Source organism: Desulfobulbus sp. (genome assembly GCF_030824455.1).
In the GTDB taxonomy this organism is placed as follows: domain Bacteria; phylum Desulfobacterota; class Desulfobulbia; order Desulfobulbales; family Desulfobulbaceae; genus Desulfobulbus.
Genome location: NZ_JAVBXR010000071.1, coordinates 1 through 16,763 on the forward strand (window position 1 = coordinate 1; position 16,763 = coordinate 16,763).

The 16,763-nt window shown below is 53.0% G+C and carries 23 protein-coding genes; 14 read left to right on the forward strand and 9 right to left on the reverse strand.

What is annotated here, in order from left to right; genetic code table 11:
* From RCH93_RS09160 to RCH93_RS09170, 3 genes are all read right to left on the reverse strand, one after another.
* On the reverse strand, positions 1–1,050 hold a 1,050-nt coding region (locus RCH93_RS09160), incomplete at its 3' end, for a hypothetical protein (RefSeq protein ID WP_306548061.1).
* Between the two features lie 180 nt (positions 1,051–1,230).
* A complete protein-coding gene (locus RCH93_RS09165) occupies positions 1,231–1,449 on the reverse strand; it encodes a hypothetical protein (protein WP_306548062.1) in 219 nt (72 codons plus the stop codon).
* Positions 1,450–1,543: 94 nt separating this feature from the next.
* Positions 1,544–2,026, reverse strand: a complete 483-nt coding sequence (locus RCH93_RS09170) for a helix-turn-helix domain-containing protein (RefSeq protein ID WP_306548063.1) — start codon at positions 2,024–2,026, stop codon at positions 1,544–1,546.
* An 82-nt stretch (positions 2,027–2,108) separates the two neighbouring features.
* Between RCH93_RS09170 and RCH93_RS09175 the strand changes: the two genes are divergently transcribed.
* Entirely contained in the window at positions 2,109–2,309 is a 201-nt protein-coding gene (locus RCH93_RS09175) for a helix-turn-helix domain-containing protein (RefSeq protein ID WP_306548064.1), read from the forward strand.
* Positions 2,310–2,311: 2 nt separating this feature from the next.
* On the opposite strand, the gene RCH93_RS09180 is transcribed toward RCH93_RS09175, so the two are convergent.
* On the reverse strand, positions 2,312–2,800 hold the full coding sequence (locus RCH93_RS09180) for a hypothetical protein (RefSeq protein ID WP_306548065.1): 489 nt from the start codon (positions 2,798–2,800) through the stop codon (positions 2,312–2,314).
* Between the two features lie 158 nt (positions 2,801–2,958).
* Here RCH93_RS09180 and RCH93_RS09185 point away from each other — a divergent pair, with 158 nt between their 5' ends.
* The 5 genes from RCH93_RS09185 (at position 2,959) to RCH93_RS09205 (ending at position 6,735) form a co-directional block, all read left to right on the forward strand.
* Entirely contained in the window at positions 2,959–3,426 is a 468-nt protein-coding gene (locus RCH93_RS09185) for a hypothetical protein (protein ID WP_306548066.1), read from the forward strand.
* Entirely contained in the window at positions 3,419–3,664 is a 246-nt protein-coding gene (locus tag RCH93_RS09190; protein WP_306548067.1) for a hypothetical protein, read from the forward strand. The genes RCH93_RS09185 and RCH93_RS09190 overlap by 8 nt, the downstream gene beginning before the upstream one ends.
* 9 nt (positions 3,665–3,673) lie before the next feature.
* Positions 3,674–4,039 carry a hypothetical protein gene (locus RCH93_RS09195; RefSeq protein WP_306548068.1) on the forward strand — a complete coding sequence of 122 codons (366 nt, stop codon included), beginning with the start codon at positions 3,674–3,676 and terminating at the stop codon, positions 4,037–4,039.
* A 9-nt stretch (positions 4,040–4,048) separates the two neighbouring features.
* The gene (locus RCH93_RS09200; protein ID WP_306548069.1) at positions 4,049–4,861 is read left to right on the forward strand and encodes a hypothetical protein; all 813 of its coding nucleotides are present in this window, start codon (positions 4,049–4,051) and stop codon (positions 4,859–4,861) included.
* A gap of 257 nt (positions 4,862–5,118) precedes the next feature.
* The gene (locus RCH93_RS09205; RefSeq protein ID WP_306548070.1) at positions 5,119–6,735 is read left to right on the forward strand and encodes a phage/plasmid primase, P4 family; all 1,617 of its coding nucleotides are present in this window, start codon (positions 5,119–5,121) and stop codon (positions 6,733–6,735) included.
* Positions 6,736–7,107: 372 nt separating this feature from the next.
* Here RCH93_RS09205 and RCH93_RS09210 read toward each other — a convergent pair whose 3' ends face one another.
* From RCH93_RS09210 to RCH93_RS09220, 3 genes are read right to left on the reverse strand one after another with little or no spacing between them, the layout of a single operon-like run.
* Positions 7,108–7,386: an addiction module antidote protein gene (locus RCH93_RS09210; protein WP_306548071.1), complete on the reverse strand. Its 279-nt coding sequence runs from the start codon at positions 7,384–7,386 to the stop codon at positions 7,108–7,110.
* Positions 7,387–7,397: 11 nt separating this feature from the next.
* Positions 7,398–7,727 carry a helix-turn-helix domain-containing protein gene (locus RCH93_RS09215; RefSeq protein WP_306548072.1) on the reverse strand — a complete coding sequence of 110 codons (330 nt, stop codon included), beginning with the start codon at positions 7,725–7,727 and terminating at the stop codon, positions 7,398–7,400.
* Positions 7,711–7,968 carry a type II toxin-antitoxin system RelE/ParE family toxin gene (locus RCH93_RS09220; protein ID WP_306548073.1) on the reverse strand — a complete coding sequence of 86 codons (258 nt, stop codon included), beginning with the start codon at positions 7,966–7,968 and terminating at the stop codon, positions 7,711–7,713. The genes RCH93_RS09215 and RCH93_RS09220 overlap by 17 nt, the downstream gene beginning before the upstream one ends.
* Before the next feature lie 90 nt (positions 7,969–8,058).
* On the opposite strand from RCH93_RS09220, the gene RCH93_RS09225 reads away from it, so the two are divergent.
* The 7 genes from RCH93_RS09225 (at position 8,059) to RCH93_RS09255 (ending at position 12,708) form a co-directional block, all read left to right on the forward strand.
* Positions 8,059–8,280 carry a hypothetical protein gene (locus tag RCH93_RS09225; RefSeq protein WP_306548074.1) on the forward strand — a complete coding sequence of 74 codons (222 nt, stop codon included), beginning with the start codon at positions 8,059–8,061 and terminating at the stop codon, positions 8,278–8,280.
* Positions 8,273–9,751: a CHC2 zinc finger domain-containing protein gene (locus tag RCH93_RS09230; protein ID WP_306548075.1), complete on the forward strand. Its 1,479-nt coding sequence runs from the start codon at positions 8,273–8,275 to the stop codon at positions 9,749–9,751. Before RCH93_RS09225 ends, RCH93_RS09230 begins: the two co-directional genes overlap by 8 nt.
* Before the next feature lies 1 nt (position 9,752).
* Positions 9,753–9,965 carry a hypothetical protein gene (locus RCH93_RS09235; protein WP_306548076.1) on the forward strand — a complete coding sequence of 71 codons (213 nt, stop codon included), beginning with the start codon at positions 9,753–9,755 and terminating at the stop codon, positions 9,963–9,965.
* Positions 9,966–10,242: 277 nt separating this feature from the next.
* Entirely contained in the window at positions 10,243–10,908 is a 666-nt protein-coding gene (locus RCH93_RS09240) for a TFIIB-type zinc ribbon-containing protein (RefSeq protein ID WP_306548077.1), read from the forward strand.
* Between the two features lie 362 nt (positions 10,909–11,270).
* Positions 11,271–12,050, forward strand: coding sequence for a hypothetical protein (locus tag RCH93_RS09245; protein ID WP_306548078.1), 780 nt, complete (start codon positions 11,271–11,273; stop codon positions 12,048–12,050).
* Complete coding sequence (locus RCH93_RS09250; RefSeq protein WP_306548079.1) at positions 12,037–12,246, forward strand: hypothetical protein; 210 nt, start codon at positions 12,037–12,039, stop codon at positions 12,244–12,246. Before RCH93_RS09245 ends, RCH93_RS09250 begins: the two co-directional genes overlap by 14 nt.
* 12 nt (positions 12,247–12,258) lie before the next feature.
* Positions 12,259–12,708, forward strand: coding sequence for a hypothetical protein (locus RCH93_RS09255; protein ID WP_306548080.1), 450 nt, complete (start codon positions 12,259–12,261; stop codon positions 12,706–12,708).
* Between the two features lie 195 nt (positions 12,709–12,903).
* Here the strand turns inward: RCH93_RS09255 and RCH93_RS09260 are convergent, their stop codons facing one another.
* Together RCH93_RS09260 and RCH93_RS09265 are read right to left on the reverse strand one after the other, a co-directional pair.
* Positions 12,904–13,569, reverse strand: a complete 666-nt coding sequence (locus tag RCH93_RS09260; protein ID WP_306548081.1) for a hypothetical protein — start codon at positions 13,567–13,569, stop codon at positions 12,904–12,906.
* Between the two features lie 355 nt (positions 13,570–13,924).
* Positions 13,925–14,584: a hypothetical protein gene (locus RCH93_RS09265; protein ID WP_306548082.1), complete on the reverse strand. Its 660-nt coding sequence runs from the start codon at positions 14,582–14,584 to the stop codon at positions 13,925–13,927.
* Positions 14,585–15,269: 685 nt separating this feature from the next.
* Between RCH93_RS09265 and RCH93_RS09270 the strand changes: the two genes are divergently transcribed.
* On the forward strand, positions 15,270–16,763 hold a 1,494-nt coding region (locus RCH93_RS09270), incomplete at its 3' end, for a terminase gpA endonuclease subunit (protein ID WP_306548083.1).

A 16,763-nucleotide genomic window follows, 5' to 3' on the forward strand; every position in this document is an offset into this window, starting at 1 on the left:
GATTATATGCTTTACATCTTCTTGTGCTTGCTGTTCAACCACAACCATTCCAGTATGAATTTTGTGTTGATCCCTTAAATAAGTTAAAGCTCCTCTGAATTCATAGGCAGTTGATTTGTCAAGATTTGGTGTAACTAAAATTGCTGTAATTGTAGTAATACCAAACTTTATATCTTTACAAAGTATACTAATTTCGCAATTATTGATATTCTCTAGCATTTCAACGCTTGTAAATCTTGGAGCAATTAGGTTTGCAACAGATTCTATAAGATCGTGATAGTTTGAAATTGGTTGCGGTAAGTTTAAAGGGGCTTGGAAGTTATTCGGCCTGAGCCAAACCTGATAATATTCCAATTTAGATTCTTCTAAGTAACTTTGAACTTCTCTTATCCTTTTCTGAGTATAATCTTTTATCTTTAATAAAATTATCCAATCTTCCCAAGTAATAGGATGCGCCTGAATTTCAACAATACCTTTTGAAGGTATTGGGTTAACATCTCGTATAATATGACGAATTGAACCCTCTTCACCACGTAACCCATTAACTCTAATGAAAGAATTATCAAGCTCGTCAGCTATTCTTAAAAGAGCGCCCAGTTTCTGCAAATTGAATGTACGCCCAGAAGATGTTAAATTTGAAATTCCATAATTTTTTTCACATTTTTTTATCGGCCATATTGCTTCATCAGCATGGGCTGCACACACTTGCGAGATTGCATCTGCTTCAAATAAATTTTGAAGGTGAAATTTTGAATAGTTATTTTTTATAATTTCATAGCTTTCCATTTCATGATGCAAATTGCTCTGTAATCTTCCAATATCATGTAAATAAATCGCCTCAAGTAATATAAAAATTTCACCATGATCAAAAATATTTTGATCTGTTTTTATATGATCAGGTACTAACCTGTCTAAAATCATTTCCACATTTTTAGAATGGAGAAAATCATTCTTCCCTAAGCTCCTAAGCCAATTATTCTGTGCTTCATCTATGGTCAATTGAAATCTAGCCCACAAAACAGTATGTTCTATTATTTCTCTGAATCTCATTTTTTATCCCACAACTAAAAAAGCTTTATTTTATTTTATGTACTAACTCTACATTGTTTGTACGTTTCCGACTTACTGTTTCTCAACTGAAGGAAACTGAAGGTAATGCGCAAAAGATCAGCACCTTTAAAATGCACATTAAAAGTCTGTTTATTTGCAGTTTTAACATTACTGAAATTCTCATACCTTGAGTTGCTTAGGTATATGTACCCATTGCCAATCAGTCGCTGTGATCGATAATTGCGCCGGTGACAGTCCACTTTGATTATTTCCGCCGCCACGTTTTTTTAACCACTCGGCAAAGTCGGGAAAATGCTGCTGCACCATCACCTTGACCACTATGCCGAGTTCAGCACGGTCGTCCTCTTGATTCGCCACCCACTCGATCACCTCGGTCAATGTCTGTCCGGCACTGGAACTGCACCACCGCTGAGCGCCTGTCGTTTTTCGGTTCGTTAGTGACTTGTAAAAAAAACGATCAGTTGCCTATTAACTATCCTTTGTCGTTGACCGACAGTTCTCCTGGAAGTCCGGCCTGAGGATCTCCGCTGGCCCGTTTTTTTTCGACAAATTCGCGGAATGACGAGTACCGATCTTTGAGGTCTTCGTAGAGGTACATGGATTGGGATGGGTGCTCGCCGTAGTATTTATTCATCCATTCCACTACCCAGCGAAGATTTTCTTGGATGGCTGTCGGTTGATGGTCACTGACCCTTCTTGTGAAGAAGGCATTGCCTTCGATAATTTCTGCTTTTTTTCTTTGTTCATCGCCGGGCTTTTGATCCGTAAAGAACCACCACAATTCGATCCTCTTTGCAAAAGCCACCTTTTTCAGGGTGGTTAACGTCGGATCTTCTCCTTTAAGGATTTTCCTAACCACTCCCTCGCTGATACCGCATTCAGCCGCAAACTCTCGGTTGCTCTTGCCATCGATAAGTATTTTTATACGCGATATTAAAAAATTATTATCTGTCATATCAAAAAGTTAAGTTTACAGCAGTACTATTTGCGGATTTTTATACTTGAAGTGCGTACATTAATACGCTACAGGTGTAGCCATGAAAGCAAACGAAATCAGGGCGGAGCTGCTTCGCCGAAACATAACCGTAAAATCGGTTGCAGAAGCGCTCGGCATTAAACATCCGTCAGTTTCCCAAGTTATCTACGGGGTGAAAAGAACCCAGTATATCCGAGAGTATATAGCCAGTAAGGTCAACAAGCCGGTCTCCGACCTCTGGCCGGAGCAGGAGCAAGCATGAACTCATCGTGCATCAGCATATCTTGCAGCAGATTTTTTGATGCATTTCATTACTTCGTTTTTAGCCGCAAACATCTCGGCATTGAGGGATTCCGATGAAGCTGAAAAAGCAGTGCGCTCGCTCGTCAAATCTCCCTCCCCGCAACTCCCGACTTCGGTGTCATAGTAAGCTTGCAGTGCGAGTACATACCGTTCTAAAACTCCTACGATTTCGGGGAAATAAAGCTGGCAAAGCACGACTGCGGCTTGAGCGTCTTGCGACACAGCGAGCTCTTGCATTTCGAAGAGCTTGGTGCACTTGGCAAGTTCATTCGGCCAATGAAGCGACTTTAAAAAAAGAAATGTCATCTCCTCGAACTTTTGCCGAAGCAAGATGCGTTGTTCGTGCCTCCTTTCGGAGGCTTTGTGCAGAAATGAGAAAATTTGCGAGATCACTACACCGAGCAGCGCGGCTGTGGCTGCAATGATGGCGCTTTCGAGGTCAGGCTTCATGGGAAATCTCAACCTTTGAGTATCAAATAAAAAAACCCCGCCCCCCGGACGGTCCTTGGGCATGATGCTTGGCGGCATTGCCAGGATAGTACAGGGGACGGGTACCTGATGCAAACGAAATAGGATTCCATATCTTCAGAATATCAGGAGAAACGGCAATGTCCACGTCATACGACGAGGGGAAAATGCAACCGTGGCAGGTGTTTCACGCGGCCCGCAAGACATTGGGCGCCAACATTGTGGCGCGCATTTTTAACCGCGAGGTTCGCTCAGCCCACAACTGGGCGCAGGACCCTGCCAACACCGAATGCCGCTGCAAAAGTCCGCTGGAACTGCTGCACACCCTGTTTGAGCGATTGGACGCCGCAGGCTCCGGCTACGTGGCCCGCGCCGGGATCGATTATCTGGCCACAGCCATAGACCCGGCAGCGCAGGTGGATGGCATCAGGGATCCGTTGCCCACCATCCACGAGGAAATCCTGGCGGATTACTCGGCAGTGGCCAGGCTCCAGCAAGCCATTGAAGCGGGGGCGGACCTGAAAACCATCAACAACCTCAAGAAAGAGGCCATTGAAGAGGTCGAACGCACGGTGGCCCGATATGCGAGGGACCGGAAAGATGGGTGAACCGTTGACCGAACACACGGCCAAGGAACTACTCGTTAAACTCGACACGTTCCAGCGGGAGATGGCCGAAGTCAAAAAGATGATTGCCGGATGGACACGGGAGAACGCCATTGCGCCCGTCTCAGTCGATACCCTGGCCACGGACATGGCCAAGGCCCTGGAGATGACCCGCAAAACCGGCGACAGGAAGTACGTCAATGAAGCCAAGGCGCGACTCAAGAGCGCCGGGCGTGGATGAGGCAGGGCAATGGCGACGACTGGCAATCATCAACAATTGAACGTCAACAACCCGTTGACACGAAACCGCATGAAACGAGTCGAGACAAGCGAATGGTTGGGCATGTTGGCGAGAATGATACGGGCCGCAGGCAAACGCGTCGCCGATGCGGACGAACACGAATTGGCAGCGCTGGTTGCCATGCGCGATGAGCTTGAAAAAGCGATCAAAGTGGCTATTGATGGCCAGCGCCGGATCGGAAGATCGTGGGACCACGTTGGTCGTGCCCTCGGCATAAGCCGGCAAGGCGCATTCAAGCGGTACGGTCAATCCACCGGGTGCGCTGATCCCTTGCCCTGTTCATCACCAGCAAGGGCAGATTCCCCCCAGCGATAAGGAGTTGAAATGAACATCACAATCGTTGTTTCCGGGCAAACTGAAGTGGCCAAAGCGTTGGCCGCATTTCCAGGCAAGGCTCACCGCGCCTGCGCCGTTGCCCTCAACAAGACCGGAAAGCTCATCAAGGAAGCCGAAGTCGCGGAAATGAAAGCCGTCTTCGACAATCCCACCAGTTATACGCTCAACTCCCTCAAGCTCACCCCCGCAACGAAAGACAACCTCCAGGCCACCGTGGGTTTCAAAGAACCGGCTCGATATGGAGACAATCCTCATTACCTCTTTCCCCAAGTTGAAGGCGGGCCGCGTCACCTCAAAGGGTTTGAGCAGGGAGTTAGCCTTGGAGAATTGACGCCGGCGCTTGGCGCGAAGCTCAATCGATACGGCAACGTTTCCTTTGGCCAGATCCGCCAGATCCTGTCCGTGCTCGGCAAGGCGGAAACAGCGGCAGGCTACAATTCCAACATCACCGACCGATCCCGACGCCGCAACACCAAGGAGCGGGACTATGTGGTGATCGACAGCCGCCAGCGGGGCAACCTGCCCCTGGGCGTGTACCAACGATTCCAGACAGGCGTCGGCTTCGGCGCCAAGACCAAGCGCAGCTTCCTTGACCGTTCCAAGTCGTACCAGAAAGGCCGCACGCGTGGCCGGTTCGCCTCGGTCATTCGCGCCAGGGGCCTGCGCCCTGTCCTGCTCGTTGGTCACACCGGCCGCCAGGTCAAACCGCTCCTCGATTTCTATGGCGTGGCCCAACGCACGTTCAAGCAACGCTTCGATCCGTTGTTTCGTGACACGCTCAACGCGTTTCTGAAGTCATGACGGGGACCCCTTGCACCCCCGTCAGGTTGCCAACCAGGAGGAGGCCCATGGTCATGACCATTCACGGGTCCTCCCCCAGCCTCACCACCTGCGGGTGTTTCGCGCCCCGGCGTGTGGGTGCATTTAGAAAATATTGGTCCGATGCAAAAATGCAAAAAAATCTGCAACAAGGAGGGCAAATGATTTTTCCAATAAGGGATGGATTGTCAATGGGTTACCCCTGCCAACCTGTCAATTTTTTGGCGGAGGCATAGCCCATGGCAGAGGAAAGCATGGCCGGCAAGGTGGTCGACCGGGCGCGGGAACTGGAACAGGAAGAAGACCAGCTGATGGATCTCGAGGATGACTTTGTAAAAAGTTGTCTGGATGCCAACGAACGCGGCGACGGTGTGTTGTACGCCACGTTGCACAAGGGGCGATACCTATTCAACACCACTCCGAAAGACGGGGCGTGGCTACGCTGGACCGGGATCGTCTGGGAACAGGATGATTTTCGCGCGGCCTTCAAGGCTGTTGAGGCGGTGGCGTTGCAGTATGAGCAGCGGGCGCTGGACCTGTTTGCCGAGGCCGAGAAGCTCGAAGAATCCGGGAAGAAGGAACAGGCCGAAAAGGTGCTGGACCTGGCAAAGCGTTACCGAAAACGGGTCGACCGGTTGCGCACCGAGAACGGCGCGAAAAAACCCCTGGTCTGGGCGCCGGTGGTGGAAAAGAGCATGGCCTGCCGTGAATTGGAGATGGACAGGCAACCGATGCTTCTTCCCTGCGGCAATGGAGTGATCGACTTGACCGCCGGTGTGCTCCTGGACGGCAACCCTGCGGATCTGATGACCAAGGCCATTGACGTTGGCTTTCTCAAGGACGCCGACTACACGGATTGGCATCGATTCGTGGTCGAGGTCTGCGGATCGGAAGCGGTAGCCCATTTTCTCAAACGTTTTTTCGGTTACGCCCTCACCGGCCACAGCTACGAGCAATACATCGCGGTGTTTATCGGCGGTGGCCGCAACGGCAAAGGTGTGCTGTTCTCCTGCATCGGTTCAGTGCTCGGGCCGTATTACCACGTGATCAGCCCTTCCATGATCACCGAACAGCGGTTTGATCCCTCTCCGAATGCTGCCAGTGAGCACAAGTACGCCCTGCACGGCAAACGGTTGGTGGTGGCTGGGGAATCCAAACGCGGCCAGCGTATCGACTCGGGCCAGGTCAAGGGGCTGACCGGAGACGACAAGGTTGAGTGCCGCCCCAACTTTGGCAAGACGTTCGTCTTTGACCCAACGCACACCCTTTGCCTGCACACCAACCACATGCCGGTGGGCATGGGCTCCGAATTCAGCTTGGTGCAGCGGCTGCTCAAGATCGATTTTCCATGGGCCTATGTCGACGATCCAGAGGCGGAGGCCAAAAAATTTCCACCCCTGGCGGACCGATTTCGCAAGAAAGACAAGCACCTCAAGGACCGGTTAATGCAAAACCGGGAGGGTATCCTCAAATGGCTGGTTGAGGGTTGCCTGGAATGGCAGCAGCGGGGCCTGGATCCGCCCCAGGAGATTATAGATTCGGCCGCCGATCTGGCCAACGCCGAAGACTACCTGACAGAGTTCCTCAAAGACAGCCTTCTTCCCTCGCCCGACGATTCCGGCAGGGAAATAGGCTTCCAGGGTCTCTACCAGTGCTTTCTCTGGTGGTGGGGCCTCAACCAGGGCGACCCGAAAAAGGCCCCTGCCAACCGGACGCTGGCCAAGGCCATGCGCGAGCGGGGCTACACTCTGGAGAAGCGGGGCGGAAAGATCTATGTGATCGGAGTTCTGTACCATCCGGAATTATCCATGGAGATGTTGCGCGATGAACAACCGCCTCATCCTGCCTCATCCTAGTTCATCCTGGCTCGTCCTGATGATGCAACACTACGAATTGAAAACGAAAAAATCGAAAACAGGACGGCAGGACGAGATTCGCGGACGCGCACACGGAGATTTTTTAAATACATGCTTGGAATTTTTTTCCATGCGTGCACGTCACATATTTCATCCTATATCCTGATATGTATATCATCCTATAGAAATCATTATAAAAAATAAAACAGGACAAGAAAAGACGAACCAGGACGGGCAGGACGAAAGCAAATGAACAATAAAACTCAGCAAAAAATGCTCAAAGCTTTGCCCCTGTCGGGAATGGATCACTTGACCGTGTGGGCGTGCAACATCTGCTCCACGAACTCTGCGTGGGTTTTCACAGTCATTCTGTCAGACGAGCGCCAGTTTGCAGCCAAGCGCCCTTGTCACTTTGACGATGGTGTCAAACCTCGGCTTGCCTCCATCGGCAAGGGACTTGTACAGGCTGGCGCGGGTAACTCCGGATTTTTTGGCAATCTCGGTCATTCCTTTAGCGCGGGCAACAGTGTTCAGGGCATGGATGAATTCCTCTTCCGTGCCTTCTTCGAGCGCTGCCTGCAAAAACAACCTGATGTCCTCATCGGTGTTCAGGTGCTCGGCAACATCAAAAGGGGTGGTTTTCAGGACCATGGGGACACCAATCAATGCAGCATCGGTTCGGTGATGCCCATGGCTCGCGCCAATTTTTCGAGCGTGGCTTTACGGGTTTTGTGTTCGCCGGACTCGATCTGGGAAAGCGCTGCCTGGGTGATACCTGCCCTGGATGCAACGTCTTCCTGGGTGAACCCCAGATATTCGCGCCAGGCACGCACAGGGGTTTTCCCGCCCTCAATGACGGCCCCGACCACCTCGTTGGGAATCAGTCCGGCCGTAATGGCTGTCTGCTTGATCCATCGTTCATATGGAACGACCGCAAAGGCAGGCATGCCGGATGAATCTTTTATGATCTGGACATCAGTAGGTGTGTTCATTGCGTTTCTTAACCTCCTCTATGGAGATGATTTTTACACCGCCGTCGAACTCGAAGAACACCCTCCAGTCTCCGACTCTCAGCCTGTAGCTGTATTGATGATTGGTCAGCCGTTTGACGTTCCTACATTCAGGGAAATGAACCAGCTCTTGCGCCTCCTGATAAATGCGCCTGCTTGCTTGGCTGTCCTTGATCTTTCTCAGCTGCCGGAATGCTTTCTCGGTCCATTGGATGATATTCATAAGATTTCAATAAGACAAATATAAGAAAACGTCAACCAGGAATCCTTTACCGGTAGGGGTTCCAACCACACATTACACGAGGTAAACCCTATGATGCGGCAGTTGGTGGCCATGGCCAGGGAACAGTTGCCGACGGCCAAGCGAAGCCTCAGCGACAGGGAGTCCCAGTTGATTGCGGTCGGCGGGATCCTGGCGTCCCTGGAACACCCCTGCAACCATCTCAATCTCTTTGTCGATATGGTTGGGCATCGCACTGAAATAGCCCAAAGCCTAGCCAAGATTGTCGCGCAGTTGGAGAACCACTGTGCATAGCGCCGCACACGACATAGCGGCCAAGTATGGCCTGCGGAAGAGCGGCAACCGGCATACCGGACCGTGCCCCAAGTGCGGCGGGTCCAAAGACTCGGACAAGTTCGTGTTGTTCACCGATGGCGGATTTCGGTGCTTTGCCTGCGGCTTCAAGGGTGACCGCATCAAATGGCTGCGGGAGATGGAAGGCATGAGCTGCCGCGAGGCCCACGATGCCGAGGGCAAGGATTGTTCCCCTTCCTGCCCGAACTACGGCCCATGCCGCAACGGCGAACCGGTCAAACGCCGGCCACGGTCGGTGCGACCGCAGGTTGGCTCCACTCCGGACGCTCTTGCCGAAGTGGCAGCCGCCCATCCAGGAAGCGCTTGGCGCGCCTGGGCCGGAAAGATGCTGGAGAAAGCGCAGCAGTCCCTGGCCAAGGAACTGGAAGAAATTCGCTGGCTGGAGAGTCGAGGCATCGGCAATGCCCAGGTCGACCAGTACCAGCTGGGATGGCTGGCGCACGATCTGCGGGTGAACCGGCTCGAGTTGGGCCTGCCGGTCGAGGAAGGCAAAGAACGGTTGTGGGTGCCCGGCGGGCTGGTGATTCCGATTTTCGACGGCAGCGGCGAGTTGCACCGGCTGCGGATCCGCAGGCCGCCGGCGGCGCGGGAAAAATTTTTGTCCGACCGCAAATACGTCTGGATCAAGGGCAGCGGCAACCTGCCCATGGTTCTGCGGCCTTCGGGACCGGCGCGCGGGGCCGTGATCGTTGAGGCGGAACTGGATGCCATGGCCGTGGCCGCCGCCCACAAGGATGTGCTGGTGGTGGCTTTGGGCACGGTGGCCGGCGGAATCGACGTCAAGCTGCGGGCCGAGCTGGAAAAATTACCGGTGATTCTCGTGGCGTTGGATGCCGACCCGGCCAAGGACGGCAAGCTGGGCGCGGGGCCGGCCTCGGTCAAGCGGTGGCGTCGGAGTTTCCGCCAGGCGCGATTCTGGCCGATGCCGGCCGGCAAGGATCCGGGCGATTTTGTCCGCGACCATGGCGGCGACCTGCGCCAGTGGGTGGAATCGGGCCTGCCGCCGGTACTGCCGCGCGCCTCGTCTGTGGTCGAGCAACCGGAGCCTGAGCGTCCAGCGCCCGTTTGCCAGGATGTCCCCTTTTCCCCTGAGCCGTCCTCGCCGGGGGATGGGGGCGGCGATTTTCCTTTAAGCGCTGCTCCGCCCCTGGATGATATCGAGGGTTTTACCGACCTCCTGCGAACTGAAGCCGGCTCGGTGTGGTATGGCCACGCCCCCCACGGCGAGTTGGTGGCCCGGTTCTGGAGCGATGCTGAAACCCTGGATTCGTTTCTGCGGCGTGGACGGATCCGGCAAATCATGTATGGCGGCGGCGCGGTGGCGGACTTTCTCGAGCGGCTCCCGCGCGGTCAATACATTGGCGCTAACGCGCTTGGACAACTGCACAGCGAGGTCACCGATGCGGCATAACATGGCGAAGATCAAAAAGTCTTGTCGGGATAAAAAACGGTACGCCAGCCGGGATGCGGCAAACCGCCGGGCAATCGAACTCAACCGCAAGGGCGTGCGGGTCAAACCGTACAACTGTCCCGCCTGCGGCGGTTGGCATTTGACGCACCGCTCCCCGGCGGCAGTGCTCAATGCCGCCTTTATCGAGGCGGGCATGGGGCCGGTGCATGTCTGAGTCGGCGCCCAAGGAAACAGCAATGCGGGCCGCCTGCCCGGTCACCAAAGGGACGCCGGTCCGAATGACGGAACATGGCTTCGCATCGGCCTGTAGGATCGCGCTGGCCCAGGCCCGTGAGGCTGTCAAAGAAAAGAGTGGTTTTTCCCTGGCCGTGGCCCGGCTGAGCCGTTGCTTGCAATGCCTGGGAAAAGAAAGGCCGTCTGAACTGCAGGTGGTTGACCTGAATATTTTAAATACCGAGCGAAACTCGGCACAACCGAAAGAGGAGCCAGAAATGAGCGGGAAAAGGCAAGACGGAACATGCGAAAACTGCGGCCGCAAAAACATGACCCTGACAAGGTTGCATGGGGACCTGGTCTGCGCCAGTTGCGGCAACCTGTTTGGCGCCATGGTCAACCGGCCTGAGGCCGTGGAAAAAGCCCTACGCAAGTTGCTGCCGCAACTCTTGCCGGCAACGAGTTCCGGTGATGAAGAAAAGCAGGAACTGGCGCGACGATGCGACGAACTGACTGCAGAGGTCCAGGCCCTTGGCAACCAACTTGTCGAGGCCCAGGAGCTGCTGAAAAAACAGAGTGCGGAAGCTGAACGAAATTGGTCGCTCTTGCGGGAAATTGGCGAAAGCCTTGATCTTGGCTTTGACGCAGCAGACGGGGCCGTCCAGGTGCTGGCAATGGTGCGCCAAACGGTTTTTGACCTGCAGGCCGCTAGCGCCGCCCACCGGCAGCGGGCGGAACAGTTGACCGATGAAAAATCTGTCCTGGCCAACCGGATTTCCGAATTGGAAAATCGCTTTGAAGGCGTGGAGCAGTGGAAGGAAACGCCCTTTGCCGAAGGTTTGCTGGTCACTGGTTATGAACAGGACCTCATCCGCGACCAGTTGGCGGATTTCGCCCTCAAGGTGCTCCAGGGCCAGGTGGGTGTCGTCCACCGGGAAAGTTGAGCGACCGGGGCGTAATGCAGGTTCTCTGCGCCGGGTGTGGACGGCCAACGACTGTTGCAGCGCCTGGCGGAGAATATGACGGCAGCCTCTGCGCCGCATGCGAAGAACGATTGGCCAATGCGGATATGTCGTGGAAAACAAAGGGAGACACCGATGGACAAATTGCCAAAGCAACGATCAAAGCAACCGATCCAGATCTCATTGCCAACGACGCGTAAAGGTCTGTTGGGTTCACTTGACCTCGGTCGCGAGTATATGGCCGGGGTCGAAGCTCGAGCCAGAAGGATGCAAATGGCGACAAGAATTGAGCGGAGCAAAAACAAGCTGCCCGCCGTGCAACCATCACAGGACGACCGTTGACCATGGCCATTGACGCTGCAACCATCAAGCGCCTTCTGGAAAAGGTGAACGCTGACAACCGGGAACGAATCCAACTGGCGCTCAACTGGTTGGCCAAAGCCCGGAAGCGTGCCGTGGAAAAACCCTCCGCAACGGCCACTGCAGACCTGGACAAGGCCAAGGCCAATCTGGAGCAAGTGGTATCACAGCTGCAGCAGGAGCATTTCCCCGAGGAAATGGGGCAGCCGTCAACCAGTGAACGGTTCAAAAACCGTTCCGAGGCCTGGCGGTGGTGCCTCGCCCAGGGAATCACCATCAGTGAGCGCAAGTTCAGAAACGACGCCAAGATGGGGGCGTATATCGTTTATCCGGACAAAACCGTGAGCCGGGCGTCGGTCGCGGAATATGTGGTCCGGATAATGGGCGCGACGCCAACGCCGGATCTGGCCCTTATTGATCACAAGCAGGAGCGCGAACGGCTGGAACTGCGCAAGTTGCAGTATGAAGTGGATCGGTTGGAAATAAAAGCGCGGTCCGAAGATGAGAAATGGATGCTGGTGACTGACCACTGGGCTCAGTTGCTCGCCGGATATAACCAGTTGCGGGGAAACCTTGAGCACTTTGCCCGTCTCAATGGCACGGAGATCGTCCTTGAAATGGGCGGAGATTACCACATGGGGCCACTCGTCGCGGAAAAGGTTGTGGAATTGGTGATCAACAGCGCCTTTAACGAGTTGGCCAAGATGCGCATCGGTTCCGGGGTGTTTGAAGAAATCGAGGAGAAGGAAGATGAGCGAGAATGACGCAATTTTAATGGGAGCCCTGGAAATTGCCAAGTTCATGCGGATCAGCCCGGCCCAACTGTCCAGGATGCGCGCCAAATACCCGGAAATCCCCATTCATCAGGAAACCCCAAAGGCGCAGCTTTGCGCGGACAAAGAGGTGTTGGCCGCTTGGCAGAGGAAACTTTACGCTCATACCATTCAAACAGATTGTTAAGGAGGACTGATTGTGAGGTTAGGATTTCATGGCAGCAGGACGCTTTGTGATGAACGTGTGCGCATCATCGTGCTTGAGGAAATTGACCGGCACAACCCGGACCATATTGTCACCCACGCCGAGCCGGAAGGGGTATGCGCCGTAGTCCGTGCGGTGGCCCAGGAACAAGGCATTCCCCTGGTTGTCCATTCGCTGAACTTCAAATACCGTCGTGGGGCATTTGAGCACAGAAGCAAGGGAGTGCTGAAAGATAGTGACTTCAGCATTTTTATCCACGACGGCAAAAGCAAGGGAACGAGCAATGAAATCAAGTTGTGCGAAAAGATGGGGCTGCCATTGAGCATCCACACCCTGGAAATAACCAAATACAGGGCAAGTGTCGGGTTTGAGATCGACAAGGAATGGGAGTTGGAAACCGAGGACCAACTAGAACAGATCCTTTCCGGGCCAGGTATCCTTTAAAAGGCAAAAATCGAAATTTAATCTGACACGCATGAAAAGAGGAATCTGTTACCAAAGATTCACACAGATAATTCGTACCTTCCAGCCTTCACGCTAACTCACATCAATTGAGATAGCTACGACTTGACCTGACAGTTGCCAGTTTTCTCCTGGTGCCGGCAAGGTCAAGTCGTCACTACTACATGTTAGCAGATCTTACGTATTCCAGTCTGTGGGTGACAATGTATTGTAGCGCGTAATTTTTTTATTTTTGTCACCTTTGAGTTGATAATAAGTTTCGGAATAAATATTCCATCTACATAAATCAATTGGCGTAACCTCTGAAGCGTTTACCGTACTTATGGCACCGCCAGCCTCTAATCCAGCAGCAACGAGTTCTGAGCAGAAAAATTTTGAAAAGTCTTCTTTGTTATATGTCGGTCCATGACCGAACACTGGCAAATTATCAAGAGCGTCCAAAGCTGACTTGATGGCCTGCGGCATGTCGTAAGCCTTTTTTTCCTTAGCTTCATTGAATAGGAAGTCATAAAATTTCTTGGCATCAAGCTTTGTGCGACTATCATCACTCAATGGTAGCCACCAAAGCTCCCCATTATAGGTTGAGAGTCTATCGCTAAATCTCGATATATTTACGCCATTAAAGCCATTTAAAGATGTTGACTCAATGATTTGGTTGAAAAAACGATCTGTTGGGTCCTCTTTCATGACCTGGGTTTGGAGTATCACGCCAACGTGTGATACCTCAGAAAACGTGGCGAACTTTATGATCTCCGAAAACTCTCCTTTCCCACCAAAAGCAATAACATCGCCAGGCTTCATCATTGACCGGGCGTCACGATAAAATATCTGTTCTACAGCCATGGTTGTCCTCCTTCTTTTGGGTTGATGGATACAGTATTTCTAATTTTCTATGCTTCCATGTAGCTTCATACAACTATCTGAATTTACGCTATTCGAACTTTCCCGTTTCAACCCCAATTTTGCCGAAAAATGGCCAAAAGTTAGTTGTGATAAACCTCAACCACAGGCTGCTGTGGAGCGCTACCGCAAACGCCCAAAGTAACCAAACCCCGTAAGATTCGAGATTCCATTTTCCGACCCTGCAAAATTAGCCAATAGGATTACTAACGATGGGCCTGAGCTGCTGCTGGAAGCGTCAACACCAGGCCTTGGCTAGGCGAATCCCTTCCCTCGCGGCGATAGTACAAAGGGCAATCTATAACGTTAGTGGAACTCTCGCTAGCTTAGCGAACTTGAGGACCAGGTCAGAAAGATCATCACCGAATCGCTCAAGGTACTGAACAGTCTCCTTTGTTTCCAGTTTCAACTCTAGTCGAAGTTTTTCAGCACCTTCAGCGGTGCCAGTGTCCATCTCCACTTCCATCTTGGTGAGGGCGCTGTCAAGGTTGCTAAAAACATTCTCTTCTAGAAATTCAACCAAGGCTAGATCTGCGTCTGTGAGTTTCTGGAATAACCCTTCAGCTTTCTCACGCTCATACGAGCTTGAAAACCAACTACCAAGCTTCGAGGATATATGCCGATAATAGATCTGGCCGATGTCAAAACAGCTGAACTTCAACTCCTTGAAACCCGGACCGGTTCGGAGTGCCCGGTATTCTTGCACTGCGCTCAAGAAATTGGACCGCGCATTGGCGTCTTTAAAGTCGAAGTACCGGAAGCGATGGAGCCATCGCGCTGTATTCTCGTTCGCCTTGAGGATTTTTTTGCAAATCTCGTATAAATCTTGAGCAGCAAGCTGGTACTGCGCTAACACGAGTATCGGTAGCTTCGCCAGTTCTTTCCCTAGCTCGATGAATTGCTGAATAAGCTCAAGCCCCTCTTTCGCGGCAGCTACCGTAATTGCTTCAGTAATCATTGACTACCTCCTATAGTGGACTTTGGTGGTTATCCAGCACTATAGCCACCGCCTAACCACCGGACTGTTGGTCAGTCGCACGGCTGCGGTTGCAAGAATGCAATCGCTGATCAATGACCATTTTTATATATTAAAAATAGTTCCTAACAGAAAAACAATGGGAAGAAAGTGACTAAAAAATGGATAGAATTTTTAACCAAAGGGGAAGTAATAATTTTTCTAATGAGGGGTTTTCTCATAAACGTCTTTAACCCAATAACTCTCTTGGACAATGAATCTTTGGCACCTATATTTCCTGACAATCTTGAACAAGCTTGCAAAATCCGATCTTAAAATTTTTCCAGATTATCGGCACTGAGATCGAGACGCGAAAATATTGACGTTATTACTGCGCATCTATCCCCTGGGTATTTGTCAGGTTTGATCGAAACCAAGATACGGTTGGTATCTCAGCTCAGATCTCGATTTCTCTATTTCGAAAAGGCGTCAAGCATAACCTTTCATCATCTTTGCTCAACGTTCCTCAACGTTTATCATCATCGCTCAACATTCCTCAACATCCATCACCCATAAAATCATCGTGTAGAGTCAATCCGGAAACAAAAAATCCGGTCGGCCCCTACCGCTGGCCATGTTTCTTTTCCAGTGAATAGACCGGCGGCGACTCTCTTTCGCACGGTGAACAATGCCCAAGACGGCCCGACAATTGGCGATAGCCGCTCCGGTGTTCAGGCTGTATCCCTGTGCGCCGCCTGCGGTGCTCAGACAGCTGGCTGGCCGTTCCGTCACCTCGGACAGGTGCCCGGTTATCACCATCCCAAAACATTTCAGACGCTTTGTCACCACTCCCGAACGAATCAGCCCGCTCGAGTTTGCCGAACGCTACCGAATGGTCACCGATGGAGCCCATCCCGGTCCATGGCGGCGCGAGCATGCCCCGCACACCGCCAAAATCCTGACCACTTTTGGGCATCCATGGGTGCGCGAGATTTGGTACTGCGGCGTTGACCAGTCCGGGAAAACCATCACCCTCACCAACTGCCTGGCCTGGTCAATCGAACAATTGTCAGGCGACATCTTCTATCTCATGCCGTCCGAGGAGACCGCCAAGAACATTGTTGACCAGAAACTGCGGCCCATGCTCGAGCAGTCGCCGCATCTGCGCGGCTATCTCAGCCCACGCAAGGACGACACCGCAATCACCCGCATCCGTCTGGCAAACGGCAAGGTTGTCCGGCCGAGCTGGGCAGGAAGTCCCCAGGCCATGGCCACGTGGTCCGCGCAATGCTGTTACGGCGACGAGGTCGACAAATACCCGGAACAGACCGGCGGCGAAACCGACCCCATCACCCTGATCCGCAAACGTGCCCGCACCTTCCGGGGTCGTTCAAAGATGTTTTTCTGCTCCACACCAGCTGGCCGCTTCATCCGCAAAGGGGTCGAGACCTGCCATCAGGTGTGGGAATGGCGGTTGCGTTGCCCGCATTGCAACGAACTGATCCGGCCCGAGGGCGAGCACCTGACCCTGGATGACAAGGCGACTATTGACCAGGTCGAGCGTGACGGCGTCTCCCTGGCTTGCCACCTCTGCGGTGGCGAGATCGATGAACTTCAGCGGATCCAGGCGATCCGGGGCGGATCATGGGTAGCGATCAAGGGTGGGGATCTTACCCGGCCCGAACGCGTCGGTTTCATCCACCGCGCCTGGGACTGCCTTGACGTCACGCTCAGGGAGATCGGAGTGGCCTGGCTAAAGAACCTGACAGGCAAACTCACCGATAAAATCGCCTGGGCCAATGGCGTCGATGCCAATGACTACCAATCCGAAATCAAAGACCGCGATGAAGACTCCATCCTGCGCCTGAAGGATGAGAGCCTGCCCCGGCGGGCGGTTCCCATGAACACCTCCTGCCTGTTGCTCCTGGTCGACACCCAGAAATACGATTTCCGTTATCAGGTCTGGGCCTGCGGTTGGGGCGAAGACATGACCATCAGCGTCATTGACCGGGGCATGGTGCGCGGATTCGACAACCTGGTGGACTTGGCAGAGAAGGACTGGATGGACGCCGCAGGCAATGCGTACCGGGTGGCAGCCGGCTGGATCGATTCCGGCGGCGGCACGGATCCGTATCATCCCAAGCACAGCCGGACCCGTGAGGTCTATCTGTTCTGCAAAAAA